General features: G+C 55.1%; 23 protein-coding genes, 2 tRNA genes and 1 other RNA gene. 7 read left to right on the forward strand and 19 right to left on the reverse strand.

Annotated elements, in window-relative coordinates:
- Window positions 1-12 precede the first annotated feature (12 nt).
- The 3 genes from RTU96_RS06425 to RTU96_RS06435 form a co-directional block, all read right to left on the reverse strand.
- Window positions 13-1,947 carry a V-type ATP synthase subunit I gene (locus RTU96_RS06425; protein WP_312635650.1) on the reverse strand — a complete coding sequence of 645 codons (1,935 nt, stop codon included), beginning with the start codon at window positions 1,945-1,947 and terminating at the stop codon, window positions 13-15.
- Between the two features lies 1 nt (window position 1,948).
- A complete protein-coding gene (locus tag RTU96_RS06430) occupies window positions 1,949-2,263 on the reverse strand; it encodes a hypothetical protein (RefSeq protein ID WP_294854472.1) in 315 nt (104 codons plus the stop codon).
- Window positions 2,264-2,551: 288 nt separating this feature from the next.
- Window positions 2,552-3,112, reverse strand: coding sequence for a hypothetical protein (locus RTU96_RS06435; protein ID WP_312635653.1), 561 nt, complete (start codon window positions 3,110-3,112; stop codon window positions 2,552-2,554).
- A gap of 263 nt (window positions 3,113-3,375) precedes the next feature.
- Between RTU96_RS06435 and RTU96_RS06440 the strand changes: the two genes are divergently transcribed.
- A tRNA-Arg gene (locus tag RTU96_RS06440) sits at window positions 3,376-3,452 on the forward strand.
- Between the two features lie 405 nt (window positions 3,453-3,857).
- Here RTU96_RS06440 and RTU96_RS06445 read toward each other — a convergent pair.
- Genes RTU96_RS06445 through RTU96_RS06455 form a run of 3 tightly spaced genes read right to left on the reverse strand, consistent with a single transcriptional unit; the run spans window position 3,858 to window position 6,455 of the window.
- Complete coding sequence (locus RTU96_RS06445; RefSeq protein ID WP_312635654.1) at window positions 3,858-5,033, reverse strand: M20 family metallopeptidase; 1,176 nt, start codon at window positions 5,031-5,033, stop codon at window positions 3,858-3,860.
- A gap of 15 nt (window positions 5,034-5,048) precedes the next feature.
- Entirely contained in the window at window positions 5,049-5,723 is a 675-nt protein-coding gene (locus RTU96_RS06450) for a hypothetical protein (protein WP_312635655.1), read from the reverse strand.
- 21 nt (window positions 5,724-5,744) lie between these two features.
- Window positions 5,745-6,455: a DUF5058 family protein gene (locus RTU96_RS06455; RefSeq protein WP_294854477.1), complete on the reverse strand. Its 711-nt coding sequence runs from the start codon at window positions 6,453-6,455 to the stop codon at window positions 5,745-5,747.
- A gap of 430 nt (window positions 6,456-6,885) precedes the next feature.
- Here RTU96_RS06455 and RTU96_RS06460 point away from each other — a divergent pair, with 430 nt between their 5' ends.
- A complete protein-coding gene (locus RTU96_RS06460) occupies window positions 6,886-8,505 on the forward strand; it encodes a PucR family transcriptional regulator ligand-binding domain-containing protein (RefSeq protein ID WP_312635657.1) in 1,620 nt (539 codons plus the stop codon).
- A gap of 207 nt (window positions 8,506-8,712) precedes the next feature.
- Here the strand turns inward: RTU96_RS06460 and eno are convergent, their stop codons facing one another.
- From eno to RTU96_RS06475, 3 genes are all read right to left on the reverse strand, one after another.
- On the reverse strand, window positions 8,713-9,999 hold the full coding sequence (gene eno / locus RTU96_RS06465; RefSeq protein ID WP_397356570.1) for a phosphopyruvate hydratase: 1,287 nt from the start codon (window positions 9,997-9,999) through the stop codon (window positions 8,713-8,715).
- 217 nt (window positions 10,000-10,216) lie between these two features.
- The gene (locus tag RTU96_RS06470; RefSeq protein ID WP_312635660.1) at window positions 10,217-10,573 is read right to left on the reverse strand and encodes a hypothetical protein; all 357 of its coding nucleotides are present in this window, start codon (window positions 10,571-10,573) and stop codon (window positions 10,217-10,219) included.
- A gap of 104 nt (window positions 10,574-10,677) precedes the next feature.
- Window positions 10,678-10,754: transfer RNA gene (locus RTU96_RS06475), tRNA-Arg, on the reverse strand.
- A 188-nt stretch (window positions 10,755-10,942) separates the two neighbouring features.
- Between RTU96_RS06475 and RTU96_RS06480 the strand changes: the two genes are divergently transcribed.
- The 3 genes from RTU96_RS06480 to RTU96_RS06490 all read left to right on the forward strand — a co-directional run bounded on the left by RTU96_RS06480 (window position 10,943) and on the right by RTU96_RS06490 (window position 12,929).
- Entirely contained in the window at window positions 10,943-11,572 is a 630-nt protein-coding gene (locus tag RTU96_RS06480; protein WP_312635661.1) for a redox-sensing transcriptional repressor Rex, read from the forward strand.
- Between the two features lie 28 nt (window positions 11,573-11,600).
- Entirely contained in the window at window positions 11,601-12,668 is a 1,068-nt protein-coding gene (locus RTU96_RS06485; protein WP_312635662.1) for an S-layer homology domain-containing protein, read from the forward strand.
- A 75-nt stretch (window positions 12,669-12,743) separates the two neighbouring features.
- Complete coding sequence (locus RTU96_RS06490) at window positions 12,744-12,929, forward strand: hypothetical protein (protein ID WP_312635664.1); 186 nt, start codon at window positions 12,744-12,746, stop codon at window positions 12,927-12,929.
- Between the two features lie 85 nt (window positions 12,930-13,014).
- Here RTU96_RS06490 and RTU96_RS06495 read toward each other — a convergent pair whose 3' ends face one another.
- The 8 genes from RTU96_RS06495 to RTU96_RS06530 all read right to left on the reverse strand — a co-directional run bounded on the left by RTU96_RS06495 (window position 13,015) and on the right by RTU96_RS06530 (window position 21,434).
- Window positions 13,015-13,203 carry a hypothetical protein gene (locus RTU96_RS06495; protein ID WP_312158982.1) on the reverse strand — a complete coding sequence of 63 codons (189 nt, stop codon included), beginning with the start codon at window positions 13,201-13,203 and terminating at the stop codon, window positions 13,015-13,017.
- A gap of 61 nt (window positions 13,204-13,264) precedes the next feature.
- Window positions 13,265-14,623, reverse strand: coding sequence for a PFL family protein (locus RTU96_RS06500; RefSeq protein ID WP_312635665.1), 1,359 nt, complete (start codon window positions 14,621-14,623; stop codon window positions 13,265-13,267).
- Window positions 14,624-14,633: 10 nt separating this feature from the next.
- On the reverse strand, window positions 14,634-14,903 hold the full coding sequence (locus tag RTU96_RS06505) for an ACT domain-containing protein (RefSeq protein ID WP_293009853.1): 270 nt from the start codon (window positions 14,901-14,903) through the stop codon (window positions 14,634-14,636).
- Between the two features lie 113 nt (window positions 14,904-15,016).
- Window positions 15,017-15,517, reverse strand: a complete 501-nt coding sequence (locus RTU96_RS06510) for a hypothetical protein (protein ID WP_312635666.1) — start codon at window positions 15,515-15,517, stop codon at window positions 15,017-15,019.
- 86 nt (window positions 15,518-15,603) lie between these two features.
- Window positions 15,604-16,815 carry an aspartate kinase gene (locus RTU96_RS06515; protein WP_312635667.1) on the reverse strand — a complete coding sequence of 404 codons (1,212 nt, stop codon included), beginning with the start codon at window positions 16,813-16,815 and terminating at the stop codon, window positions 15,604-15,606.
- 46 nt (window positions 16,816-16,861) lie between these two features.
- Window positions 16,862-18,055 (reverse strand): homoserine dehydrogenase, encoded by a 1,194-nt coding sequence (locus RTU96_RS06520; protein WP_312635668.1) that lies wholly within the window; start codon window positions 18,053-18,055, stop codon window positions 16,862-16,864.
- Window positions 18,056-18,076: 21 nt separating this feature from the next.
- A complete protein-coding gene (locus RTU96_RS06525) occupies window positions 18,077-18,517 on the reverse strand; it encodes an ACT domain-containing protein (protein ID WP_312635669.1) in 441 nt (146 codons plus the stop codon).
- A 292-nt stretch (window positions 18,518-18,809) separates the two neighbouring features.
- The gene (locus tag RTU96_RS06530; protein ID WP_312635671.1) at window positions 18,810-21,434 is read right to left on the reverse strand and encodes a transglycosylase domain-containing protein; all 2,625 of its coding nucleotides are present in this window, start codon (window positions 21,432-21,434) and stop codon (window positions 18,810-18,812) included.
- A gap of 294 nt (window positions 21,435-21,728) precedes the next feature.
- Between RTU96_RS06530 and RTU96_RS06535 the strand changes: the two genes are divergently transcribed.
- Both RTU96_RS06535 and ssrS read left to right on the forward strand, forming a co-directional pair.
- A complete protein-coding gene (locus RTU96_RS06535) occupies window positions 21,729-22,025 on the forward strand; it encodes a DUF1292 domain-containing protein (RefSeq protein WP_312635673.1) in 297 nt (98 codons plus the stop codon).
- Window positions 22,026-22,063: 38 nt separating this feature from the next.
- Window positions 22,064-22,261, forward strand: a non-coding RNA gene (ssrS, locus tag RTU96_RS06540) — 6S RNA.
- A gap of 352 nt (window positions 22,262-22,613) precedes the next feature.
- Here the strand turns inward: ssrS and sigE are convergent.
- A complete protein-coding gene (sigE, locus tag RTU96_RS06545) occupies window positions 22,614-23,318 on the reverse strand; it encodes an RNA polymerase sporulation sigma factor SigE (protein ID WP_293009980.1) in 705 nt (234 codons plus the stop codon).
- Window positions 23,319-23,341: 23 nt separating this feature from the next.
- Entirely contained in the window at window positions 23,342-24,226 is an 885-nt protein-coding gene (locus tag RTU96_RS06550; protein ID WP_312635674.1) for a sigma-E processing peptidase SpoIIGA, read from the reverse strand.
- Window positions 24,227-24,376: the final 150 nt, after the last annotated feature.

The following is a 24,376-nucleotide window of genomic DNA, read 5'->3' on the forward strand; positions in this document are numbered from 1 at the left end:
AAGTTTCCTCCCTTATTCTTTTACGATATCAACATATTTGGTTTTAATCTCCAAAGGCCGGAACCGCTTGCCTCCGTCCTCGTAGAACTTGTTGAAATACTCCAGACACTGGAGTCTCAGGTCATGGACGTAGCAGCCCAGCAGGTTCAGCGCAAAGTTCAGGGCGTTGCCCGCCAGAGAGATGATGAGAAACACCACCACGTTGCCGGGGATGGCGCCCAAGGTGTTGAACACCTGCGCGATGACGCTGCCCGCCAGCATGAGGGCCATCAGACGGGAATAGGACAAAATGTCTCCGAAGTAGCCGGTGATGTGGTTATAGAGCGAGCCAAACACGGCCCCCACCTTGCCAAAGCCCTTGGCGTTCCAGCCGGAGCCAACCAGCACCATCACGCCGCCGACAAACAGCACAAGCTTGGTCACACCCAACGCAGCCAGCCCCCCGCCGAGAAACACGATCCACCACGTCACTTCTTCCCACAGGGCATCCATCATCTGCCCCCGCTTGAGCTTTTTGTAAAAGCTGATGACCATGCCCACGTTAATCTGAACAAAGCCCAGACACATCGAGCCAATCAGAATCATCAGCGTATCATCCAGCGGAGTAAACAGGGCGGGCAGGGTAAACACCGTGCCCGGGCTGATAATTCCCACGAGCTGGGTCAAAAAGTCTCCGAAGAAACCGCCGGTCAGTGCCCCCACGATAAACACGCTGACACCGCAAAGGCGCATCAGGCCAAAGAAATGCTCCATGCCTCCCTTTGGTTTGTACTTGTTCAGCACAATCGATGAGGCCAGCAGCATCAAAAGTCCATAGCCCATATCCGCCATCATGATGCCGTAAAATAAAATGAAAAACGGCGCCATCAGCGGGTTGGGGTCCAGACTTCCGTACGCCGGGAGGGAGTACATATCCGTCACCATGTTCAACGGCTTTGTCAGCCAGTTATTCTTCAGCTGTACGGGAACGTCCGGATACTCTTCCTCGCTGGGCTCTGAAGTTTCCCACGCGCAGCCCCGCTTCTCCAGCAAAGAAGCAAGCTTTCCCTCCGCCTCCGCAGGAACCCATCCTTCAAAAAAGGCAATGGTTCCGTCGGTGAGGATGCGCTGGGCGTCCTCGACCTGCGCCACCTCCGTATTCAGACGGTCAGAGTGAAGGCGCAACGCATCCCGCGCGCCGCCGCAGGCGGCCAGCTCATCCGTGATGCGCGCCTGCTCGGCCCGCGCTTCCTGCACGCAGCAGTCAATCGCCTCCAGATTTTTTGCCGGAGTCCCTATGTAATCTGGAAAGGTCACCACGCTGAATCCGGCACGCCGCAGAATTTCCATGGCCGCCGCCTCATCCGCCCGGTGACAGATGAAGAACAAGTACTGCTGCGTTTTGTCTGCCCCCACGGGATACAGCTCCGCAGCCAGTTCCCCGCCGCTAAGCTCCGCCCGCAGCGCGCCTATATCCGCAGCGGCGGGACACACACCCATGCGAAAAACGACGTGGGCCGTGTCCTGCGTCTCCAGCGAAAAATCCAACTCCTTCCACGGCGTCAGAGCGGCGGACTGAGCCGCGGCCCGTCCCTCATCGCATTGGATATTGTACAACTGCGTCAGTAAGCCGTTGATTTTTTCGCAGGTTTCTTTGGCCTGCTCCGCAGAATCGGTGCTGTGAAATTCCGACTCTTTAACAGGCCTTCTCTTAATAAACAATCCATCCTTTACGGCAGCGTACCGCCGGATGGCGCCCAGCGCGGTGGTTACGTCGGCGACGGAGCCCTTGGTATCCATCAGTGAACATACGTTCCGAGCCAGCGGCGCAGACATGGTCGAATCCTCCAACTGGCCGTCCGGCTCGCTGATTTCCACGCAGCCCAGACGCAGCAGCTCCCGCAGCAGCGCATCCCGTTCCTCCGCCATGGCCACCACCCGGAGCTTTTTCATTTTTACGATGGCCATTTTACTGCTTCACGACCTTTCCAACAATGCGCTCTGCGGCGGCGGACATATGGCTCCCCGCCTGCTTGATCAGGGCCTCGCATTCCTTTGCGGCATCCTCCCGAATCGCTGCGCACCGTTTTTCAGCGCGTTCCTCCGCTTCCCGCAGCAGCCGCTTGCCCTCCTGCACGGATGCAGTGCGCATCCGCTCCAGAAGCGCGGGACCATCCTTTTCTGCCTGGGCGATCCGCTCCTTTGCCTCTTGCTCTGCGGCAATTTTGCGTGCCTTGCTCTCGTTTTCCGCCCTGGCAACGGTTTCAATGGCTTCCAGTGACATTCCTTAATCACCTTCTCTCCCAATGACTTCGTATTGCTCTAAAGAATAGGACTCCGCACAATACTTTAATCCATTATATTGCATTCAAATTTGTAAAGCAAGGCTATTTTTTCCAAACCTTACAACCGCCTTAATAATTTTTTTCACTTTATCACCGCAAAAGGCAGCAATATCCGTGCACAAATTTACTATATCCGTCAGTATAAATAGTTTTAGGCGGGAAAAAAAATTTTTAGAGGTATGAAAAAACAGAGCACCCCCTATCGGAGAGTACTCTGTCTGTGCACATCAAACTTTTTTCTCGCCGCCTGTGGCGGACACCAACTCGCTGAGTTCCTTCCCCGCCTGATCCATTGCTCTTGGCAGTTGGGAAAGACTGACCTCAATTTTCCGCAGCTCCGCGCTGACTTGTGCTGCGGTTATGTCAAAAGCCCCAGCCAAATCCTGATACTGTTTTTGAATATCGCCCACCAGCGCGTTCAGCCGCGAGGTGGTTGCGGTCTCCAACTCCCCTGCCCGCCGCCGGGCCTGACATTCAATGTCCCCCACCTGCGCCCGGACCTCCTGATAAGATAGGGCTTGGGGACGCAGTTCTTCCAGCTCGGCCGTGAGGACGCGAATTTTCTCACGCAGTTCCGCCCCTTCCCGCCGGGCGGTTTCCGCCTGCTCCCGCAGGGAGACCTCAATCTGTTTTTTCAGACTCTCGTTCTCCTGGCGCAGGGCGCTGTTTTCCTTGCGAAGCGCTTCCTGCGCGTCTGCGCTTTCCTGCGCGGTCTTCTGCACGTATTGAATAACTTCTTCTTTATCAAAACCGCCGAATGCAACGCTTCTGAAATTTTTCACTTCCATGTTTGCCGCTCCTCCTCCGGGTCCCGCCCGTGCCTTTACCGGGGCTTTCAGGGCAGACCTTCTCCTGCGGGCAACGCCCTCAAAAGGCCTCTGCCGCCGCGCATCCAACCGGCGTCCGTGGGCTTTGCAAGTTTTGATAATTATAGCATAGCGTTTTTCCCATTACAAGCCCCAGGAAAAAAAGTGAAAATTTTATGAAGAAAATGCTTGCATTTTATAGAATGCCATGCTATTATAACTAAGCTGTTTGAAAACAGTGGTACGCGCCGTTAGCTCAGCTGGATAGAGCGTCTGGCTACGGACCAGAAGGCCGGGGGTTCGAATCCCTCACGGCGTACCAGAAAAGAAGTCTTGATTTTTCAAGGCTTCTTTTCTTTTCGTTTAGAGCCGCAATGGATTTATAATTTTCCGTTGATTGGCATTTTTTCGCAAAAGAATGGCTTGTGCCAAAAAATAATTGAAAAATGGGCACGAGTTTGCACACGAAAATTCTCCGCAGGAGCCGATCGGCTCCTGCGGAGGATTTAATTATAAGTCAACACCGCACAAGGGGAAGCGCAAAGCTGCACCGTCAGATTTTTCAACAGGCGAAACAAACGCCACAGCGAATACCAGTTGTATTTGTAAGGGGTTTTTGTGAAGCATGATGCAATAGATGCAGGCAAGTCTGCGCTTCAAACCTCACCTGCTCTTGGCACGGTGTTGCCTTAAATTGCTCCCACACCTGAGATCAGCTTATGCGGAATTAGGAATTAAAATATTCCTCCACAATGGATACAAAGGCTGCGCTCCCCATGTACAGAACATCCTCATCAATGTTGAACTTGGGATTATGATGTGGCCCATCCGTGTGCTTTTGCGGATTGGCGGAGCTCAGGAACATAAAGGCTCCCGGTCTTTCGATTAAGTAATAGGCAAAATCCTCCCCGCCCATGAGGGGAGCCAGAGACGTCATCACATGTTCCTTTCCCAAGGCTTTTACTGCGGCATTCTGCGCCAGCTCCGTCATAGCCGGGTCGTTGACCGCGGGCGGCGCACCCCAGTCCATTTCAAACTCGCAGATGCCGCGATAAGCCTCTGCAACGCTTTTGGATATCTCACCAATCCGCTTTGCCAGATATTTTCTCACGCCATCGTCCAGCGCACGGGTCGTCCCCTCAATCACCACTTCGCCGGGAATTACGTTGTAAGCCGCGCCTCCGGCAATCTTTCCAAGGGTCAGCACAGCCGGATTCATGGCAGGAATCTCCCTTGCCAAAATTTCCTGAAGCGAAAGCGTAATGTTGGCGGCGATCGTAATGGGATCAACGCCTTTTTCCGGTGTAGACCCATGACAGCCCACCCCGCGAATGCGCAGGATAAACCGGTCAAAGGAAGCCATACAGCACCCGGGAACCGCCACCAAGGTTCCTGCGGGGACATCCGCCCCGGCAATGGAGCCGATGTGCAGTCCAAACACATTATCAACGCCGTCCAAAACGCCTTCTTCAATGGCCACTCTGGCGCCCCTGCAAATTTCTTCTCCCGTTTGAAAGACAAAACGGACGGTGCCCTTTATGTTCTCCCTGTTTTCCTGCAAAACCTTCAACGCACCAAGCAGCATGGCCCCATGCGCGTCGTGTCCGCAGGCATGCATACAGCTTTCGTGCTTTGAGGTATAGTCCACCCCCGTGGCCTCGGTAATGGGAAGTCCGTCAATATCCGCCCGCAGCAGGATGGTTTTTCCCGGATGCGCGCCTTTGATTTCTCCGATGATGCCGGAATCCCGCTGATTCTTTTTGTAGGTGACACCCATTTGGTCCAGTTCCCGCACGATAATTGCCTGCGTCTCAGGCAAATTCGTTCCGATCTCAGGAACCTGATGCAGCTCCCTCCGTACAGCGACAATGTAGCTTTGCAGTTCCTTGCACTTTTCAAACATAGAAATTCCTCCAAATTAAGTGACAGAAGCCTTCTTACTGTCTTTTTTATACAGGATTCTGGCAAACAGCAGGCTTCCAAATACAGCGAAAACAATCATTATCCACGCAGGCGGTGCAAACAGCGCTTTCACGCCCAATGTTGCAAGCAGAGCGAATGCGGCGATCTTAGGATACTTAATGGCGAAGTTTCCAAAGGTGCCGCCAAATATCGCCGCAGCGGCGTACTTTGTCAGCGCGGCCACGATAAAATCAGGCAGAACCGCCACAACCGCGGCGCCAACCAGCGCTGCCAGCGTGGTAAAGGCCAGATTCGTGAAAATGGAGCCGCAGATTGCCATGGTGGAGGCAACCTCCGCCTGCAAGGTTCCCGGCTCACTGTCGGTGGCTTCCAGCGCCAGTGCCGCCACCGGGACGCGCATGTTTCCAATGTTGCCCGACAAAAAGCCAAGATAGGTCCCCGTCATTCCAAGCGCGGCGTAATAGGAAACCGGCTCCACAATGTAAAACGGGCCGAAGGACAGAAGCACCATTCCCCATGCCGTCAAAACGACGCTGGGAGAGGGCCAGCAGTTGTAGGTGGAGCAAAGCCATAAAACGGGGATAAACGCCGTGACTGCCGCCAGAAGATTGGTGGGTGCGCCAATACACACGCTCTTCTTTTTCCAAGTGGCTAAGTAGTTGTTGTCCATTGTTATTCCTCCTGTCTGCCCTCAGGCAACCGCCAGATCATAGAGAACCGCGAAAAACATCCCGATAATCATTGCAAGCCCCAGCGTGTATTCCATGAGTTTTGGAAATTTTGGAACGACAAACTTTACCAGAACCACCATGCTGAGCGCACCGGAAATCAAGGCCAACGCATTCCCCCAGCCCTTGTATATTTCATTGACGTTCAGATATCCGAAGATACCCAGAGAGCAGGCGCCGGAGAGAACCGCCAGCCAGCGAGTGTCTCCGCCGCTCATTTTGTTCCGCAGCTTTTCAAGTCCGGGCGTGAACAGGCCGGTCATAACCAGCCAGCCCGCGCCGTTCAAAGCCATGGCAAACCAAGAAACCGCCATGGCCGTCAGCGTATAGCCCGCGCCGCCCAAATCCACGCCGGAGGCTTGCGCACCATAGGTGGCGGCGGTAAGCTCCGTGGGCGCAGCGCCGATGATGGAAAGGCGCAGCCATGCCATCGGCCCGCCGATGGCCGCCATAAGCCCCACCATAACAATGAAAACGCCCATAGCCGGTCCGATTGCGGAAATGAGTCCGATCCGGAACGCCTTATTGGGAATTTCCCCGGGCAACTGGATTTTTGCGGCGGTCTTTTTTGCCATGCGCATATAAAGCAACGCCTGAATAAACGCAATTACCACCGTGATTGCGCACAGCGCCCACACTGTGCCTGAGTTTGCTGTTTTTAAATAGTCTTCCATCGTTTTCCCTCTCCTCCCCATGATTGACCGGCAGCATTTGCTTCATTGATGCTGCCGCGCCAAGGCAGTGTACCTTGTTATCATACTATCACAGAGCTTTGGGAAATAAATTAGACTTGACAGATAATCCGAGACTGATATAGTTAATAAAATAAGCGAACATTTCAAATTGGGACAAATAAAAGCAGCTAAATCTGTACTCATAGAACAAAAATATTTAGAGTATTAAAAAAATTCCGCTGAATAACCCAGATTTTTTAAAAACATCACGCATCACTATGTACCTCTCGTACAATCAAGTATCTTTAAGAGTGCTTTTGTTTTCAGCACAGGCCGCAAGGGACAAATTCAAAGATTCATTTTCGTCTTCTGTACACATAGAAAGCTTGGTCAGAAGCAACCGATACGCAACCGTAAGGAGGAAAAGCACATGACCGTGGGTGAACTGCTTGAAATGCCGGCTTTGAGTGAGTTGGAGCTGGTGTCCGGAAAGGCGGGCCTGCATCGGATTATTTCCACCGTTACCGTGATTGACGCCCCGGACGGCCTTTCATGGAGTCGGGGCGGAGAATTTGTAATTACGTCCGGCTTTGCCGTGAAAGACGGCGCTCACCTGCTCATGTCCATGGTTCAGCAGCTTGTGGCGTGCAAGGTCTCGGGTCTTGGAATCAAGAGGGAGCGATACATTAAAAGTATTCCGCCGGAGGTACTGGAATTTGCGGAACAGCAGTGCTTCCCCATTGTGTTTATTCCCAATCGCTATGCATTCAGCGATATTATCAATCCCGTACTGTCGCTGATTGTGAATCGGCAGTCGGCGCTGCTGATGCAATCCAGTAAAATCCATAAAACCTTTCAGGAACTTGCGGTAAACAGCAACAACGTCCTTGAGATTTTGAAAACGCTGGGCTCTCTTCTGGATTGCTCCGTCGCGTTTGTGGACATCCATTTTCGGAATTGTTACTATTCAAACTCGGAAAGCGCACTAGCAAAGCAAATTATGGGATTGAAATTCGAGGATTTGGCGCAAAAGGTCTTCCCGCAGTATTCTTATTACGTCGTAAAAAACAAAAGTCAGAATTTTGGCTACCTTTTGATGGATTCTCTGGGAACCAGCGAAATGGACAAGGAGGTTGTGCAGACAGCAATCGAATATGCGGCTGTTGTGCTGATTCTCCGGATGCAGACGCGTATTTCCAACCAGCAAATCGAAGAAAAATATCGGGATTCCTTTATGGAGGATTTGCTTTTGAACAACGTGAAAACGGAGGAGGAAATTCACAACCGCGCCCAGCTTTACGGTTGGAATTTTCAAAGCGGCGGAATCGTTGCGGTCATTGATATCAACAATATTAAAAAGTGCTATCTGAAAAGTCTGGATACCCAGACGAATCAGCGTCTGGAAGGGTTTACCCAAAGCATCTACTCCGTTTCTATTCAATGCATGCTGGATGCTTTCCCGGATGCGAAATACTGCAAGCAGAGCGATACCATCGCTTTTATCATCTCCGCCCGTGAATCTGACAAGGATGCGGTATATAGCCGATTGGAGGAGATTTTTAACGGAATCCGCCAAACGCTTGCAAACCGGGTATCCTTTACCATCACCATGGGCGTGGGGGAATATGTGGAGAATATTCGGGACATCCATACCAGCTATGCTCAGGCGCGGACGGCCATTAACCTTGGATACCAGCTTGAAGCATTTGACTGTGCGCTGTTTTACAGTCGGCTGGGGGTATACCGTCTGCTGGCCACCACGGCCCACTCCCCTGAATCGGAGGATTGCTTCAATCGCTATATCAGGCCGCTGATGGACTATGATTCCAAGAATCACACGAATTTACTGGACACGCTGCAAGCCGTTATCAAGCACGGATGGAATTTGAAAGATGCAAGCGGAACGCTGTTTGTCCACTATAATACCGTTAAATACCGGTACTCCAAAATCCGCGAGCTGTTGGATCTGGACTTGCGGGAGCATGAGATTCAGTTGGCCGTGGAGATTGCTTTAAAGATGTATATGATCAATACCCACCGCTGGGAATAACGGGTGGCACGACGCACAGAGCACAGATATGTATTTACACGCAACAACCTCCCCACAGGAACCGGAAGGCTCCTGTGGGGAGGTTGTTTGCTTTTTTATATTGTCTTCCTCGGCTTTTCCTCTGTGTTCCAAGGCCCGGACTTCGCAGCCTGTCGCAGAGGTTTGCGCCCTCTGCACAGCGCTTGGCCCTGCGGGTGGAGACTGCGTTTATCTCTTGATGCTGTAAAAGCTGTCCTTCCCTCTGAAAACGGCGCTGCCGCCCAGCAGCTCCTCAATTCTGAGCAATTGATTGTATTTTGCGATCCTGTCCACTCGGCAGGGCGCGCCGCTCTTAATCTGGCCCGCGTTCAGCGCAACCGCCACATCCGCCAGCGTGGTGTCCTCCGTTTCTCCCGACCGGTGGGAGACGACGGCGGTATAGCCCGCTTTCTGCGCCGTTTGAATCGTTTCCAGCGTTTCGGACAGCGTCCCGATCTGGTTGAGCTTAATCAGGATTGAGTTTGCCACATGCTTCCGGATTCCCTCCTTGAGAATTTTCGGATTGGTGACAAATATATCGTCGCCCACCAACTGAACCCTGTCGCCAAGCCGATTCGTCAGCGCGGCCCAGCCGTCCCAATCGTCCTCAGCCAGCCCGTCCTCAAGGGAGATAATGGGATACTTGCGAATCCACTCGGCGTAAAGGTCGATCATTTCTTCAGAGGTGCGGCTGACCTTTTCGCCGGCAAAAACGTATTTTCCGTCAACTCGGAATTCGGAGGAAGCGGGGTCCAGCGCAATGCACACGTCGTCTCCGGGCCGGTAGCCCGCCTTTTCAATCGCCTCCACAATCAGCTTCAGCGCGTCCTCGTTGGTGGCGAGATCCGGCGCAAAGCCGCCCTCGTCCCCCACGGCGGTATTCATTCCCTTATCCTTCAGAACGCCCTTCAAGGTCTGGTATACCTCCGCGCACGTTCGCAGTGCCCCGGCAAAGCTGTCCGCTCCCACAGGCATAATCATGAACTCCTGCACGTCCACGGTGTTGTCCGCGTGCTTTCCTCCGTTGAGAATGTTCATCATAGGGACCGGCAGCTCGCAGGCTCCCGCTCCGCCGATATACCGGAACAGGGGCAAATTCAACGAAGCGGCGGCAGCCCTTGCCGCCGCAAGAGACACACCTAGGATTGCATTCGCGCCAAGCCGCGACTTATTCTCCGTACCGTCCAGCTCAATGAGCGTACGGTCGAGCCTTCTTTGGTCCAGCGCGTCAAAGCCCACGATTTCGGGCGCAATGATGGTCTTTACATTGCCGACGACCGTCTGAACGCCCTTGCCATGAAACCGCTTTTCGTCGTGATCCCGAAGCTCTACGGCCTCTCTCGTTCCGGTGGAAGCCCCGGAGGGAACCGCCGCCCGGCCCATCGCTCCGCTCTCCAGCGCAACGTCTACCTCAACCGTCGGATTTCCTCTCGAATCCAGAATTTCCCTTGCTGTCACGGCAGTAATTTTAGACATCATTCCATCTCCTTTGTTTTTATATATCGAATACTTTGCAGATGATTTGTCTTGCTATAAAGTATAGCAAATTTTGCACATCTTAACATGTACAATTTATTTCTTTTTTCTGTCAAATATGCACAAAATTATAGTGCAAAAAAGGCAAGTCTGCTTTTTTATCCGAAAAAGCAGACTTGCCTTTTGTAAACTTTGGTTTACAGTCTTCCCATGATACTTATTTTCTCTGAGTAAGCAGTTGAATTCGAGAGGCTAACGCATACCTGTTTTCGACTGATTTCACATCAACCGTAATTTCATCTCCAACTACAAAATCCTCATACGATAAATCTTTGATTTCACCGGTTTCGTTATTTACATAGAGATAATATATATTCTCGTTTTCAAGCCCGATATAACATTTTTCTCCTAAAATCCCGTCCTCATCTAGACTCTTTACTACAAATCCTTTCAGCTCGGTGTTTTTCTCTAAAATCTCCGCGTTCAAGCCGCCATAGGTAATCTCCTCCGCCCCACACGCTGTCATGCCAGAAACAATGATGACGAAAGACATAATTGCTGCGAACCTTTTCATTGATACCCTCCGTAAACCTTATATAAATAATATTAAATATATTTTTATGTGTACCTACACAAAATACGAACCCCCCGAGGTTCTAAACCTCGGGGGGTTCGTTGTGGTACGCCCGGCTGGATTCGAACCAGTGGCCTTTAGAGTCGGAGTCTAACGCTCTATCCAACTGAGCTACGGGCGCATACCTGCCACTTGGAAACAACCAAACAGCAAAAATGAGTATAACAGGTAATTCCCAAAAAGTAAAGCCCCGTTACAGAAAAAATTTTTCTTAAAAAGATTGTTAAAAAAATTGACATTATTCCTGTTTTGGTCTAAACTATTATTTGAGAAATATTTAACGGATTTTGTCTAAGGAGGGGTATCCCTTTGAAAAAAGAAAACATCTCCGACGCCGTAATCCGGCGTCTTCCCCGATACTACCGCCAGCTCAACAGCCTGCACAACAGCGGCGTTGTGCGCATTTCCTCCCACTCTCTGGGTCAGGAAATGAACATTACCGCCTCCCAAATCCGGCAGGACTTCAGTTGCTTCGGCGAATTTGGACAGCAGGGCTACGGCTATAACGTAGAGGAGCTGCGGGCGGAAATCGGCCACATTCTGGGCGTGGACAAGAATCATCATCTTGTCATGATCGGTGCGGGTAATCTTGGCCATGCCCTTTTGCAAAACTTCCCCTTCTCTCAGACCGGCTTTACCGTGGACGCCGCTTTTGACGTGGACCCAACCCTTGTGGGAACGAGCATTAACGGCGTTCCCGTCCGCTCTATGAACGAGCTGGACGCGTTTATCCGGTCTCATTCGGTGGACGTGGTGTCGTTGACCATTCCCCAGCACGTGGCGCAGGAGATGGCCGACCGCCTGATTGCGCTGGGCATTCGCGGCTTCTGGAATTTTACCAACATTGAGCTGTCCAGCACGGACCCCGTGGTGCAGTTTGAAAACATCCACTTCGCAGACAGCCTGCTGACGCTGAGCTACCGCATCGCAAACCGTTGAGCCGCTCTGGCGCGTGAAAGGAGTTCCTATGAAAAAGCGGGCGCTGCTTCCCGCGCTCTTTCTGCTGCTGTCGGCCATGGTTGGCTGGTACGCCGCCGCAGCAGGCGGCGGGTCCGATGATCCGCTTGTCTCCCTCTCCTATTTGAACGGGACCTTTACCGACACGGTGCGCCAGAAGGTTAACGAGCTGGGTTCCGGTACGTCCGCTGGTGAACTCTCCGGCGCAGCCGAATGGACGGAAGTCCGGCTGAAATCCGGGGATGTGCTCTCCGGCTCCACAGGCACGTTCGTACTGCCGCTGGCAGGAGAGATCGGCGTCACCTTTTCCTCCGGCGCGGTGGTAGACGCAACCACCGGCACGGAAATTTCCTCCGGCTCCGCTCTGCTCTCTCGGCACCGCTATCTGGTGGCGGAGAACACGTCCGCCGCTTTTTCGGTGACGGGGAAAACCGCCGTGCTGTCCTATCAGGGACCCAACAGCCTTTCCTATTCCTCCGCCACGGACTACAACGCTATCGCGTCCGCGCTGAAGGCAGTTCGCCTGTTCCGGGGCAGCCTCACCGGCTACGGCGAGGGCTTTGATCTGGAGGTATCCCCCACCCGGCTTCAGGCGCTGATTATGTTCATCCGCCTGCTGGGTGAGGAAGACGCGGCGCTGGCCTATACCGGCTCCACTCCCTTCACCGACATCGAGGCCGGGTCCGAGCCCGCGAAATACGTGGGCTACGCCTATTCCAAGGGCTATTCCAACGGCTATACGAAGACCACCTTCCGTCCCGGGCAGAAGGTAAACTCCTATCAATATGTAGAATTTGTCCTCCGGGCACTGGGCCACAGCTCCACAGGCACCACGGATTTGACCGGGACGCTGGACCGGGCGGTAGACTGCGGCGTTCTGACCGCTGCGGAGCGCACCGTTTTGTCTAAAGGCTCCTTTCTGCGGGCAAACTTAGTCTATGTCTCTTGGTACGCGCTGGACGCGGAGGTCGCCGGTACGGGAGGGACTTTGTGCCAGACTTTGTTAAGCCGGGGTGTTTTCACAACGGAGGAGCACTCCTTCGCCAAAGCAATGATCTCCTCTTCGCGTCTTTCGTAACACACAACCGGGGCCCGCATACTATGGATTGAGACTGATGCATGGTCGGTCTACGATTTCATAGGAGGTCCAATTATGTGTAATAACGGCTTCTTTGGCGGCGGGAACTGCTGCTGGATCATTATCCTCATCCTTCTGTTCTGCTTCTGCGGCAACGGCTGGGGCAGCAACAACAACTGCGGCTGCGGCTGCAACAACAACTGCGGCGGCTGCGGCTGCAACAACAACTGCGGCGGCTGCAATTCTACTCCCTGCTGCTAATTTAGCAAAACCCCTTCATATTTGCCCCAACGCCCCCGCACCTTAGGGTGCGGGGGCGTTGAAGCATTTATACTCGGCAAAGCCGTTATTTTCTGGACTCGCTGACACACCTTTGAATCTCTGTGCCAAAATAAAAGCTGATTACCACGGTAAAGACTGTCATGAATTCCCGCTCGCTGATATCTCCCCGAATCACCAGCACGGCAAAAGTTCCGGTGAGCAGGAACGTCACAATGCTCTTCACATCAATCAGCTTGATAAGCTTTTCTTTCACGGAGTATCCCTCCCCAGCCAGTGTATGCGGACTGGTACCAGTGTGTAACGCAGGGGAATTTTCAGTTTTTCAGGCTGTGGAGCGGAGCGGGAATGCGTCCGCCCCGGGCGATGAAATCGGCGGCGGACTCCGTGTGGACCGGCATCACCGGCGCACTGCCAAGCAATCCGCCCATCTCCACGGTGTCTCCCACCTTTCCGCCCGGGACGGGCAGGATACGCACCGCGGTGGTTTTGCAGTTCACCATGCCGATGGCAGCCTCGTCCGCAATGATGGCGGAGATGGTGTCCGCAGAGGTATCACCGGGGACGGCAATCATGTCCAGCCCCACAGAGCACACGCAGGTCATGGCCTCCAGCTTGTCTATGGTCAGCGTTCCGGCCCGGGCGGCGGCAATCATGCCCTCATCCTCGCTGACGGGGATAAACGCGCCCGAAAGACCGCCCACGGAGGAGGACGCCATCACGCCGCCCTTTTTCACCGCGTCGTTCAGCAGGGCGAGGGCCGCCGTGGTTCCGTGGGTACCGCAGGTTTCAAGCCCCATCTCTTCCAGAATCCGAGCCACGGAATCACCCACGGCAGGAGTGGGTGCAAGGCTTAAATCCACAATGCCAAAGGGTACATCCAGCCGACGGGACGCTTCCTGTGCCACCAACTGGCCCATGCGTGTAATGCGGAACGCAGTCTTTTTCACCGTCTCCGCCAGCTCGTCAAAGGGGCGGCCCCGGACGGCCTTCAGCGCACTGCACACCACGCCCGGGCCGGAGACGCCCACGTTGATCACGCGCTCCGCCTCGCCCACGCCGTGGAAGGCTCCGGCCATAAAGGGGTTGTCCTCCACTGCGTTGCAAAACACCACCAGCTTGGCGCAGCCAAGCCCGTCTCGGTCAGCCGTGCGCACGGCCGTCTCCTTGACAATGCGGCCCATCAGGGCCACCGCGTCCATGTTGATACCCGCCTTGGTGGAGCCAACATTAACGGAAGAGCAGACCAGCTCCGTGGATGCCAGCGCCTCGGGAATCGAGCGGATGAGCTTTTCGTCCGCCTTCGTCATTCCCTTTTGCACCAGAGCGGAATATCCGCCGATAAAGTTCACGCCGCAAGCCCCGGCCGCCCGGTCCATGGCCAGCGCAAAAGGCACGTAGTTCTCCGTGTCGGAGGCTCCGGCCACCAGCGCCATGGGCGTGACAGAAATCCGCTTGTGAACGATGGGAATGCCAAATTCCCGCTCAATGTCCTCCCCGGTTTTCACCAGCTTTTCCGCGGATTTTGCAATTTTTTCATAAATCTTTTGGCAGGCCCGCACGGGGTCGGGATCGCAGCAATTCAGAAGCGAAATGCCCATCGTGACGGTACGGATGTCCAGATGCTGCTGATCAATCATCTCAATGGTGGAGAGAATGTCCTTTTGATTTAACATGGCCTCTCCCTCAAATGCGGTGCATGGCGTCGAAAATTTCCTCCCGCTGGATGCGGATGGAGATATCAAGCTGCTTGCCCAAAGTGTCCAGCCGTGCGCCCAGCTCCCCGATGGGCACGGGGGCCTTGCCCACGTCCACCGCCATGACCATGGTGAAGCTCCCCTGCATGATAGTCTGCGTGATGTCCAAAATATTGACGTTATTCTCTGCCAGAAGCGTGCAAACGCCGGCAATAATGCCGACTTTGTCCTCCCCTACCACCGTTACGATTGCGTTCATTTGTATCTTCCTCTCTCTTGTTTTTGCGCAGACCGCGCCGCGCCGTTCCTCTGTAAAATTCCATGCAAAGCAAGGAAAGGGCCGCCCATCGGCGCCCTTTCCCCCGCGTGCCGTCAGCACGGAATGGTTGCCATGGCCGCCACGTCCGCCGGGTCCAAAAAAGGCCCGAAGGCAGGCGGCAGGAAAGTCAGCATGATGAATAAAATGCCCATCGCCACCGCCAAAACCATCCAGACGGAGCGATCTCCCTTGGAAAGGATACCCCTCTGGGCCAGCGCCAGCGCCATGGCCGACAATACGATCCACGCCAGCAGATACGCCCCCGGTCCCGGCCCGATGGCGCTCAGCGCCCAGAAAATCAGGACGGCGGCTAACGGTGCCAGCGTAAGCCATGGAAGCCGTTCAGAGAATTTTCCGCCGTCCCGCAAAGGGATGACCGCAGCCAACAGCAGCGGCCAGAACAGCAGCTTCCCAAGCTCCCACGGACTTGCAAACCGAGGCGTCAGCACGGCAAAAACCGGGTTGCTTCCCGCCGAGCGAAGCAGCAATAAAAACAGCCCCGCCAGCAGAACCGTCATAAAGCGGATGGAAAAATGCGCAAAACGATTTTTCATAGGACGACTCACCTCCCTGAGACTTTATGCGCCCCAGAGAGAAATCAGAACCGCTTGGTCTCTTTCAGGCCCCGTCGCTGTGAAAATCAGGTTTCGTCGAAGAATTTTGCGTGGATAGCGCGGACGGCCTTATCCACATCTGCCTCGTCCAGCAGGACGGAAACGCGGATTTCGGAAGTGTTGATCATCTGAATGTTGATGCCCGCCTCATACAGCGCCTCAAACATTCTGGCGGCCACGCCGCAGTTGCTCATCAGTCCCATGCCCACGATAGACACCTTGCCGATGTGCTCGTCGGTGTTGATGTGGTCGAATTTCAGCGCCGTCTTGTGCTCCTCCAGCAGCTCCACAGCCTGCTCCACGTCCTTTTTGTGGACGGTGAAGGTGATGTCCTTTGTGTCTTCCCGTCCGATGGACTGCAAAATCACGTCCACGTTGATGTTGCCCTTGCTCAAAAGGTCAAAGACCTGAAACGCCACGCCGGGGTTGTTTTGCAGGCCCACCAGGGCAATGCGGGCAATACTGGAATCCTTAACCACACCCGCGATATTCGTCTTTTCCACTTTCGTAACCTCCTTGATGGTCGTGCCAGGCTTATCCTCCAAGCTGGACACGACCTGCAAATTCACATGAAATTTCTTTGCCAGCTCCACGCTGCGGTTGTGAAGCACCTGTGCTCCCTGACTTGCCAGCTCCAGCATTTCGTCATAAGTAATCTCACTGAGCTTTCTAGCGTTTGGCACAACCCGAGGGTCGGTGGTATAAACACCGTCCACATCCGTAAAGATCTGGCACAGCGACGCATGGAAAGTAGCCGCCAGAGCCACGGCGCTGGTATCCGACCCGCCCCGGCCCAGCGTGGTAATGTTTCCGGCGCGGTCAATGCCCTGAAATCCCGCCACCAGAACGATGCGGCGCTGGTCCAGCTCGGACTGAATCCGCTCCGCGTCTATCCGCTTGATGCGGGCCTCGCCGTACACGGCGGAGGTCTGGACCCCTGCCTGCCATCCTGCCAAAGACACGCAGCGCAGGCCGCGCCGCTCCAGCTCCATGGCGCACAGGGAAATGGAAATCTGCTCTCCGACCGACAGCAGCATGTCCATCTCCCGGTTGGAGGCACGGGGATTGATCTCCTGCGCCCGCTCAATCAGGTCGTCCGTCGTGTCGCCCTGCGCGGACAGCACCACGATCACATCGTTTCCGGCCTGATAGGTCCGCTCGATAATCTCGGCCACATGGCGGATACGCTCGGCGTTTTTCACCGAGCTGCCGCCGAATTTCTGCACAATCAAACTCATTTGCTTTAACCCCTTCTCCTCTGGATAACCGGTCAATCAGTTCCGCTCAGCCCAGCACCCGCAGCCGGGCAAGTACATTCAGGCGTTCGGACTTTTCCAGTGCCTCCCGCAGAGGGATGGAATCCGTCAAAAAACCGGTTTCTCCATCCTCGCTGAGTACCTCCACCTGACCGAAGGCCATCGCCGCGTCCATCAGGCTGCCCTCAATGCGGAAATAGAAGCGGGTAGGCACCTCTGCGGGGTCTACAAACCCGTCGGGGTCGCCGCTCCAGCCAAGCCCCTCCTGCCGGGGACTGCGACGAAGGCTCTCCATCACGTCCGACACACAGGCCGAAGCCGTGGGCAGCTCTCCCGCGCCCCTGCCGTAAAACATCACCTCGCCCACGGCGCTGCCCCGGATGGCCACGGCGTTGTAGACGTCCTCCACGTTGGCCATCGGGTGCTCCTCCGGCACCAGATGGGGCGCAACGTAGGCAGTGCGCCCCCCGCCGGGCATCCGCAGGCATCGGCCCAGTAGCTTGATGCGGTAACCCGCCCGCTGGGCAACCTTCACGTCCCGGAGGGACAGCTTCGTGATCCCCTCCATGGGAACGTCTTCTGGCCGCACCTGCGCGCCGAAAGCCAAATCCGCCAGAATGCAGATTTTTCGCCCCGCGTCAATACCCTGCACGTCGGCGGTGGGGTCTGCCTCGGCATAGCCCTTGGCCTGCGCTTCCCGCAGCGCATCGGAAAAAAAGGCGCCGGTGCGGACCATGCGGGTGAGAATGTAATTGGTGGTACCGTTGAGAATCCCGAAAATCTCATCCACCCGGTTGGCACACAGGCACTCCGTCAGCGGGTGCAGCACCGGGATACCGCCGCCCACGCTGGCTTCAAAGAGGTAGTTCACGTTATTCTTTTGAGCCAACTCCATCAGCTCCCAGCCTTTTTCGGCCACCAACTGCTTGTTGGCGGTCACCACATGCTTTCCCGCCGCCAGCGCCCGCTTGGTATACTCGTACGCCGCCGCTGTCCCGCCGATTGTCTCCACCACCACGCGGATTTCATCGTCCCGCTCAATGGTTGCGAAATCGTCAGTCATAAGCTGGCGGTAGGGGCCGTCCTTAAAATGCCGGACCAGAACGGACTTCACACTCAGTGGCTCCCCCAGCTTTCGCTCGATCTGCCGGGCGTTTTCCGCCACCACCTTGGCTACGCCGGTCCCTACCGTGCCAAGGCCCAAAATTGCAATTTTACTCATGGATCGATCCTTTCGCTGTTTTTATCCGGCCAGCACCTCAAACCGGACCACGCCCTCCACGCCGGAAACCTGCTCCAAAAATGCCTCCAGCGTCATCTCCATGTCCGAGGTTTCCGCAGACACGGTGACGGCGGCACAGCCGTTGGTGGGAATGCTCTGATTGATGGTTAGGATATTGGCGCCCGCCCCCGCGAAACCTGACAGCACACGGCTCAGCACGCCCGGCGCGTCCTTCAGCATTCCGTAAAACGTGATGATGTGCTCCGATTTCAAATCGTTGAAGGGCTGCACGGAATCCTTGTACTTATAGAACGCGCTGCGGCTGATGCCCGCCAACCGGGTGGCGGCGCCCACCGTGTTTACCTCCCCGGTTTGGATCATGCGCTTGGCTTCGGCCACCTTCACAAAAATCTCCGGCAGGGCGTCCGCCGCTACAATATAGAATTTGACCTCTCTGCCCATCTCGTCCGCCTCCCATGGTCATTTGTCTTTACACTTCGACTAGTTTACCATAGAAGCCAACAGGTTGCAATGCACAAACACAAGAATTTCTCCGTCCTCCGGGAAAATTTTTCGGTGAAATGTCCATACCTCGCGGCCTGATTTCACAAAACGGCGAAAATTAAGTTATTCAATGTCCTCGGGTATTTTCGCACCATGAATTTCGCGCCCACCTTTACCCGCGAAACTGTGCGCCTTTGGTTCCGCACAAATGAAAAACCGCCGCACAGTCGTGCGGCGGTTTTTGTACTGATCAGTTTCCCGTGTTCCAGACGTTGTTAATCCAATCGTCTATCCCGGAAGAAGGCTCGGTCGGCTCTGTTGGCAGCGTGGGTTCTGTCGGCGAAGTCGTTCCGCCGCCGGAGCCGCTTCCGCCGGGCTCAGTCTTCGGCGGCGGGGCAAGCCCCGTGTCTCCTCCATCTTCAGGAATCGTCGTCCCCCCTTCGCCGTCGGGGTCGGTGGGCAGGACGCCATCCTGATGAACCGGACAAGGCGGAATCACAACCGTTCCGTCCTCCAACTTTGTCTGCAAGGATCCAATCAGATAGGCGTCATCGTCCGCCTTGATGCTGGGACCGTAGTCCACCCGGGTATAGTCCAGCAGGGCAACCGGCTTCACGCTGGCCGCAGGGCACAGCGGCGTAGCAAGGACCTTGCCCTCGGTACAATAGTCGTAGAATTTATGGAGACTGCACTCCTCCACAGGGGCGGTGCCCGCAGCCACCTCCACCTCCCGTACGCGGCTGCCCCGCAGGTCCGACGCGCAGGCGTCCGTGGCCCGCAGGCCGCTGTCAGCGCACACGGTCACCTTAACAAGGCCGCTGCTGGGCTTGGTGAACGACTTGTTCTCCTGCTCGTCCGCAATTTTCTGCATGACCTTCTGCCACATGGAGGCGGCTGGGTTTCCGGAATAGCTGATGCGCTCGGGCTTGTCATAGCCGCACCAGACCGCCGCGGCATAATAGGGCGTGTAGCCCACGAAGTACCGGTCCTTATTATCACTAGTGGTGCCGGTCTTACCGGCGCTGGTCATACCGGAAAGCTTGTACCGGGAAGCCGTGCCCCCGTTCATCACGCCCTGAAGCAGTTGGTTCATGAAATAGGCGGTCGTTTCCTTCACAGCAACATGGGTTTCCGTCTCGTTGTCCAGAATCACGTTGCCGTTGCTGTCCTCCATCTTCGTGTAAAGACGGGGGGAATTGTACACGCCGCCGTTGGCAAACACCGCGAAAGCCGCAGCCATTTCCTCTGTTGAAACACCATAGGTCAGGCCACCCAGACCCAGCGCCGCCGTGTTGATGTCGTCCGCCACCAGATCCAGATTCTCTTTCTCCGTGGCGAAGTCAAAGGAGTTTTTGACCCCCAGCTTCTCGATTACCTGCACGGCCACGGTGTTGACGGAATTTGCAACGCCGTTTGAAAGAGTTGTCCATCCCTTATAGCCCTGCGGGGAGTTTTTCGGCCACGGGTTGTCGTTCAACAGGCGCACGGGATAGTCGTCAAAGGTAGACGCCATGGTAACCACTCCAGCGTCCAGCGCAGGGGCATAAACCGTGATGGGCTTGATGGCAGAGCCGCACTGCCGCTTGCCCACGGCATAGTTCCAGCCCAGATTATCCAGCTTGGTACCCACCTTGCCAACCATGGCCTTTACATTGCCTGTGGCGGGGTCCACGATGGTGATGCCGGACTGAAGCTCCTGTCCGCTGGAGGAGGTCACGTCCAAATTGGCCCGCTCCTGATACACGGACTCGGCAATTTCCTGAATATGCGGGTCCACGGTGCAGTAAATCGTATAGCCGCCGTTGTAAAGCCGCTTGCGCGCCGCCCCGGTGGTAATACCAAGCTGCTTGGCAAAGTCCTCGGAGACGTCCAAAATCACCTTGTCCACAAAATAGGAGTTGATGCCGGTGGAAGTTCCGCCGCTTTTTTCAACATTGTCGGCGGCAACCAGTTCCTGGGCGGAGACGGAGCCGTCGGTAAACTTCAGCTCCTCGTTCGCCGCCTGATCGTATTCCTCTTGGCTCAGGTATCCTAGTTCCAGCATCTTTTTCAGGATATTCTGCTGGCGGTCCCTGTTCATCTCCCGGGCCGTCTTTTTCACGCCGGTTTCCTTGTTGGTGATGACCACGGTGGACATGGGCCCGTATAGCGAGGGATTGTTGGTAATGGCAATGATGCTGGCGCACTCCGCAGTCGACAGCTCCGACACGTCCTTGCCGAAGTAAAACTGCGCGGCGGTCTGCACACCGTAGCACTTCTGGCCCAGATAGATGTGGTTGAGATACAGCTCCAAAATTTCTTCCTTGGAATACTTTTTCTCAAACTCCAGCGCCCGGAAAATCTCCCGTACCTTGCGGTTCACCGTGTTGTCGTCGTCGTGGGTCATGTTTTTGAGCAACTGCTGCGTAATGGTGGAGCCGCCGAATGTACTGCTGGTGCGGAAAAACAGATTTGTCGTGGCCCTGGCGGTTCGCAGCCAGTCCACGCCGTGGTGGCCGAAGAAACGTTCATCCTCGATGGACACTGCCGCCTCCCACATGGTCTTGGGAATCTGGTCATAATCCACCCAGATACGGTTTTCGTCGCCGTAAATCATCTGCAGTTCTTCCCAGTTCCCCGTCTCGCTGTTCTCATACATGATGACAGAGCTGAGGTTCATGGTATAGTCGTCGGCATTGATGTCCAAAGCGGGCGTCAGCGTCGTTTTCACATAATACATGAAAATACCGGCAATCATCGCGCCGGAGAGAATGCCAACCAACAGCAGGGTCCGAACTACAAACCAGATTGTATCCATCGGATTTTTTGCGGACCTGCGGCGGCGGCGGTGCTCATGGGGCTGGGACGATTCCCGGTGTCTGCCGTGTTCTTCCATTGCAGAACACCTCCTTTTCCTTAGTTCAGGGGAGCAGTCGATTCACCCTTCCTTGGCAAAACGGCTGCACATAATGCGCCATAGTATCTTTCATTTTACCATTCCTGTCAACACCAAAATTGTCGCTTTTTTCTTGATAAAAGTTCCTTAATTCAGGGAAAATTTTTATATGCAGGAAAAATTACCTGCCTTGAAATTTCATTTTCCCACGATTTGCACACCTGATTCACTTGCATTTTTTCGATGGAGCGGGTACAATACATTCAACGAAACTAACCGTAAGGAGGCACCTCTATGAGCGAGGAGTTTAGCCCCACTTTTGTCACCATCACCGATGAGGACGGAAACGATATCGAATTGGAACTCGTGGACGCGCTGGAGCACAACGGCCAGAAATACATGGCTTTCTTTCCCGCCGAGACGGAGGACTCCGACGAAGAAGATCCCGATACCGGTCTTGTGATTCTGAAGGTCCTGACAGAAAACGGCGAGGAGCTGCTTTCCACCTTAGACTCCGATGAAGAGCTGGACGCAGTGTACGGTTTGTTCATGGAGGCCCTGTTTGAGGACGAGGAAGAGGAAGATTCCTGACGATCTTCTTTCCGTACCCATGATGTAACTGTACTCAAGAAACCCTGCGCGGTGCGTGATAGGCCTTTTTTAACCCACATTTCGTTATAAGGGATGCCGGATCAGACCGTGGTTCGCAGGCCTCCCGGCTGCTGTTTGCGGCTGGATGTTGGAAGCGATAAAGCGTGCTGGAGGCGACCCACCTGTCCGTAAAGGTGCAGGTTATAACGGGGTCTACACGGCCGAGCGGGGTGACTTTATTCTTAAAAATTTCCCTGATCGGATTTTTAAACAAGATGCGCCATATTCTGCGCCCCGCTGTCCGCCAAAACGGGCAGCGGGGCGTTTGCTTTGCGGCGCGTTTTCTGTGAACGCCCTCATTTCCGTGAGAAATAAGAACGCCGCCGCTAAAAGAAACCGCAATCTTCGCAGTCTGGCACCCGCCAATGGATTTTAATTTGCCGCTCCGGCGGCGAAACGCCGCACTTCCTTCCAAAGAAATGCCCAGCGCCCGGCCGCGCTGCGGCCGGGCGCCTTTTTCTCCTTTCAGGTGAGCTTTACTAATAAATTTCAATTCATGTAAAGTAAAAGTATTTGTCAGTATATTGATTAGCTGAGACGAAGAATTTCCTTCTTCAGCCGCTGGATAATCCGCTTTTCCAGCCGCGAAATATAAGACTGGGAGATGCCCAAACGGTCTGCCACCTCTTTTTGTGTTCGCTCCTGTCCTCCGTTCAGCCCAAAGCGCAGGGTGATAATCTCTTTCTCCCGGGGAGAAAGAATTTTCAGGGCGGAGGTCAAAAGACTTCGGTCCACGTCGTCCTCAATGGGGCGCATTACCACGTCCGCGTCCGTTCCCAGTACATCCGAGAGAAGCAGTTCATTGCCATCCCAGTCAGTATTCAGCGGTTCGTCAAAGGAGACTTCCCCCTTCCGTCCCGCGTTTTTGCGCAGATACATCAAAATCTCGTTTTCGATGCAACGGCTTGCATAGGTTGCCAGCTTGATATTTTTATTGGGGTTATAAGTTTCCACAGCCTTAATCAGGCCGATTGCTCCAATGGAAATTAAATCCTCGATGTTGATTTTCGTATTTTCAAAGCGGCGGGCAATGTACACCACCAGACGCAGATTGTGCTCAATCAACTCCTGCCGGGCCTCCGTGTCCTCAATGCGCGATAAAAGCTCCGTCTCCCGTTCCCGGGTCAGGGGCGGGGGCAGCGTGTCGCTGCCGCCGATGTAGTGGACGGGCGTCCGGGGCAGCAGCCCCAAGCGGCGGAGCAGCCTTTTGAATGTTTCCAGCCAATGCGGCATGTTCTCGGTCCTCCCTTTCATCTTTATCGGCATGGTTTATATCCCTCCAGTTCACCCCAGAGGGCGTCGCAGCCGTCCCCCACCGAGGTGGGCGACAGCGCCAGAAGCAGCCGTTCCTGCCGTTTTCCGTTGACGCTGGCCCAATCCAGACGGACCGCCAGCAGCAAACCGCTCTCCACGCCCACCGCGCTGTACGGCAGCAGGCGGAACCGCGCGATATCTGCACCGGCGCCCGCCAGCCGCTCCATCGTCTGGGCGGGGGCGCGAAGGGCGTGGGGCGTCAGCAGCGGACCCAGCTCCGGCGGCCAGAGCGGCTTGAGCTTTTCCGCCGAGGCCACCAACACTGGCCTGCCTGTCACGGGGTCCCGCAGAGTGTTGCCGGTGTCGCACAGGGCCGTCAGCGTGGCGCGAGTGCCGCAAAAAGCCACCGTCACCGGAACCAGAAAGCCCCCCGCCCCGCTGCGGCGGGCGCTGGCCCGGAAGACCACAGCCAGCACCAGATAGGCCGCCGCTGCCGAAATCAGCAAGACTCTCGCATCCACATTTGTGTAGAAAACCCCGCTTTCCATAGGCATGGCCCGCCCTGCGGCTAATCCCAGCGCCAGCACGCATCCGGCAAACCCACAGGACACCAGAAACAGCAGCAGCGTCATCCGCAAAAAGCGCGGCTCGCCGCCATAGGCCACCAGTGCCATCAGCACACCCGCCGCGATTTTCACCGGCGGAACGGTCAGCCAGCCCATCCCCGGCAGAAACACTGCCGCTGCATACGCGCCCCCCAGAAGCGCCGCCAGAAGAAACCGCAGTCTTCGCAGCCTGGCGCCCGCCAATTGGGCGGCGGAATATACCAACAGATAGTCCGCCAGCGCGTTCAGCGCGAACACGCTGTCTATGTACACCACCGTCATCTCTCGCCAATCCCTCCCCGCATCATGTGGCTGTGTATCCCCCATTATAGGACAGCCGGTGCAAAAATCAGGTCGCAATCAAAGTAAAATTCAGGCTTGACAACGGAAAAAAATATAAAACTGCCGTCGGAGGTATTTGCACAAAAAAGG

This window comes from Oscillibacter sp. (assembly GCF_032018205.1).
In the GTDB taxonomy this organism is placed as follows: domain Bacteria; phylum Bacillota; class Clostridia; order Oscillospirales; family Oscillospiraceae; genus Oscillibacter.

Bases quoted from the DNA above. Each gene is read 5' to 3' on its own strand.
- RTU96_RS06425 (WP_312635650.1), bottom strand. From the start codon at position 1,947: ATGGCCATCGTAAAAATGAAAAAGCTCCGGGTGGTGGCCATGGCGGAG.
- RTU96_RS06430 (WP_294854472.1), bottom strand. From the start codon at position 2,263: ATGTCACTGGAAGCCATTGAAACCGTTGCCAGGGCGGAAAACGAGAGC.
- RTU96_RS06435 (WP_312635653.1), bottom strand. From the start codon at position 3,112: ATGGAAGTGAAAAATTTCAGAAGCGTTGCATTCGGCGGTTTTGATAAA.
- RTU96_RS06445 (WP_312635654.1), bottom strand. From the start codon at position 5,033: ATGTTTGAAAAGTGCAAGGAACTGCAAAGCTACATTGTCGCTGTACGG.
- RTU96_RS06450 (WP_312635655.1), bottom strand. From the start codon at position 5,723: ATGGACAACAACTACTTAGCCACTTGGAAAAAGAAGAGCGTGTGTATT.
- RTU96_RS06455 (WP_294854477.1), bottom strand. From the start codon at position 6,455: ATGGAAGACTATTTAAAAACAGCAAACTCAGGCACAGTGTGGGCGCTG.
- RTU96_RS06460 (WP_312635657.1), top strand. From the start codon at position 6,886: ATGACCGTGGGTGAACTGCTTGAAATGCCGGCTTTGAGTGAGTTGGAG.
- eno (WP_397356570.1), bottom strand. From the start codon at position 9,999: ATGTCTAAAATTACTGCCGTGACAGCAAGGGAAATTCTGGATTCGAGA.
- RTU96_RS06470 (WP_312635660.1), bottom strand. From the start codon at position 10,573: ATGAAAAGGTTCGCAGCAATTATGTCTTTCGTCATCATTGTTTCTGGC.
- RTU96_RS06485 (WP_312635662.1), top strand. From the start codon at position 11,601: ATGAAAAAGCGGGCGCTGCTTCCCGCGCTCTTTCTGCTGCTGTCGGCC.
- RTU96_RS06490 (WP_312635664.1), top strand. From the start codon at position 12,744: ATGTGTAATAACGGCTTCTTTGGCGGCGGGAACTGCTGCTGGATCATT.
- RTU96_RS06500 (WP_312635665.1), bottom strand. From the start codon at position 14,623: ATGTTAAATCAAAAGGACATTCTCTCCACCATTGAGATGATTGATCAG.
- RTU96_RS06505 (WP_293009853.1), bottom strand. From the start codon at position 14,903: ATGAACGCAATCGTAACGGTGGTAGGGGAGGACAAAGTCGGCATTATT.
- RTU96_RS06510 (WP_312635666.1), bottom strand. From the start codon at position 15,517: ATGAAAAATCGTTTTGCGCATTTTTCCATCCGCTTTATGACGGTTCTG.
- RTU96_RS06515 (WP_312635667.1), bottom strand. From the start codon at position 16,815: ATGAGTTTGATTGTGCAGAAATTCGGCGGCAGCTCGGTGAAAAACGCC.
- RTU96_RS06520 (WP_312635668.1), bottom strand. From the start codon at position 18,055: ATGAGTAAAATTGCAATTTTGGGCCTTGGCACGGTAGGGACCGGCGTA.
- RTU96_RS06525 (WP_312635669.1), bottom strand. From the start codon at position 18,517: ATGGGCAGAGAGGTCAAATTCTATATTGTAGCGGCGGACGCCCTGCCG.
- RTU96_RS06530 (WP_312635671.1), bottom strand. From the start codon at position 21,434: ATGGAAGAACACGGCAGACACCGGGAATCGTCCCAGCCCCATGAGCAC.
- RTU96_RS06535 (WP_312635673.1), top strand. From the start codon at position 21,729: ATGAGCGAGGAGTTTAGCCCCACTTTTGTCACCATCACCGATGAGGAC.
- sigE (WP_293009980.1), bottom strand. From the start codon at position 23,318: ATGCCGCATTGGCTGGAAACATTCAAAAGGCTGCTCCGCCGCTTGGGG.
- RTU96_RS06550 (WP_312635674.1), bottom strand. From the start codon at position 24,226: ATGACGGTGGTGTACATAGACAGCGTGTTCGCGCTGAACGCGCTGGCG.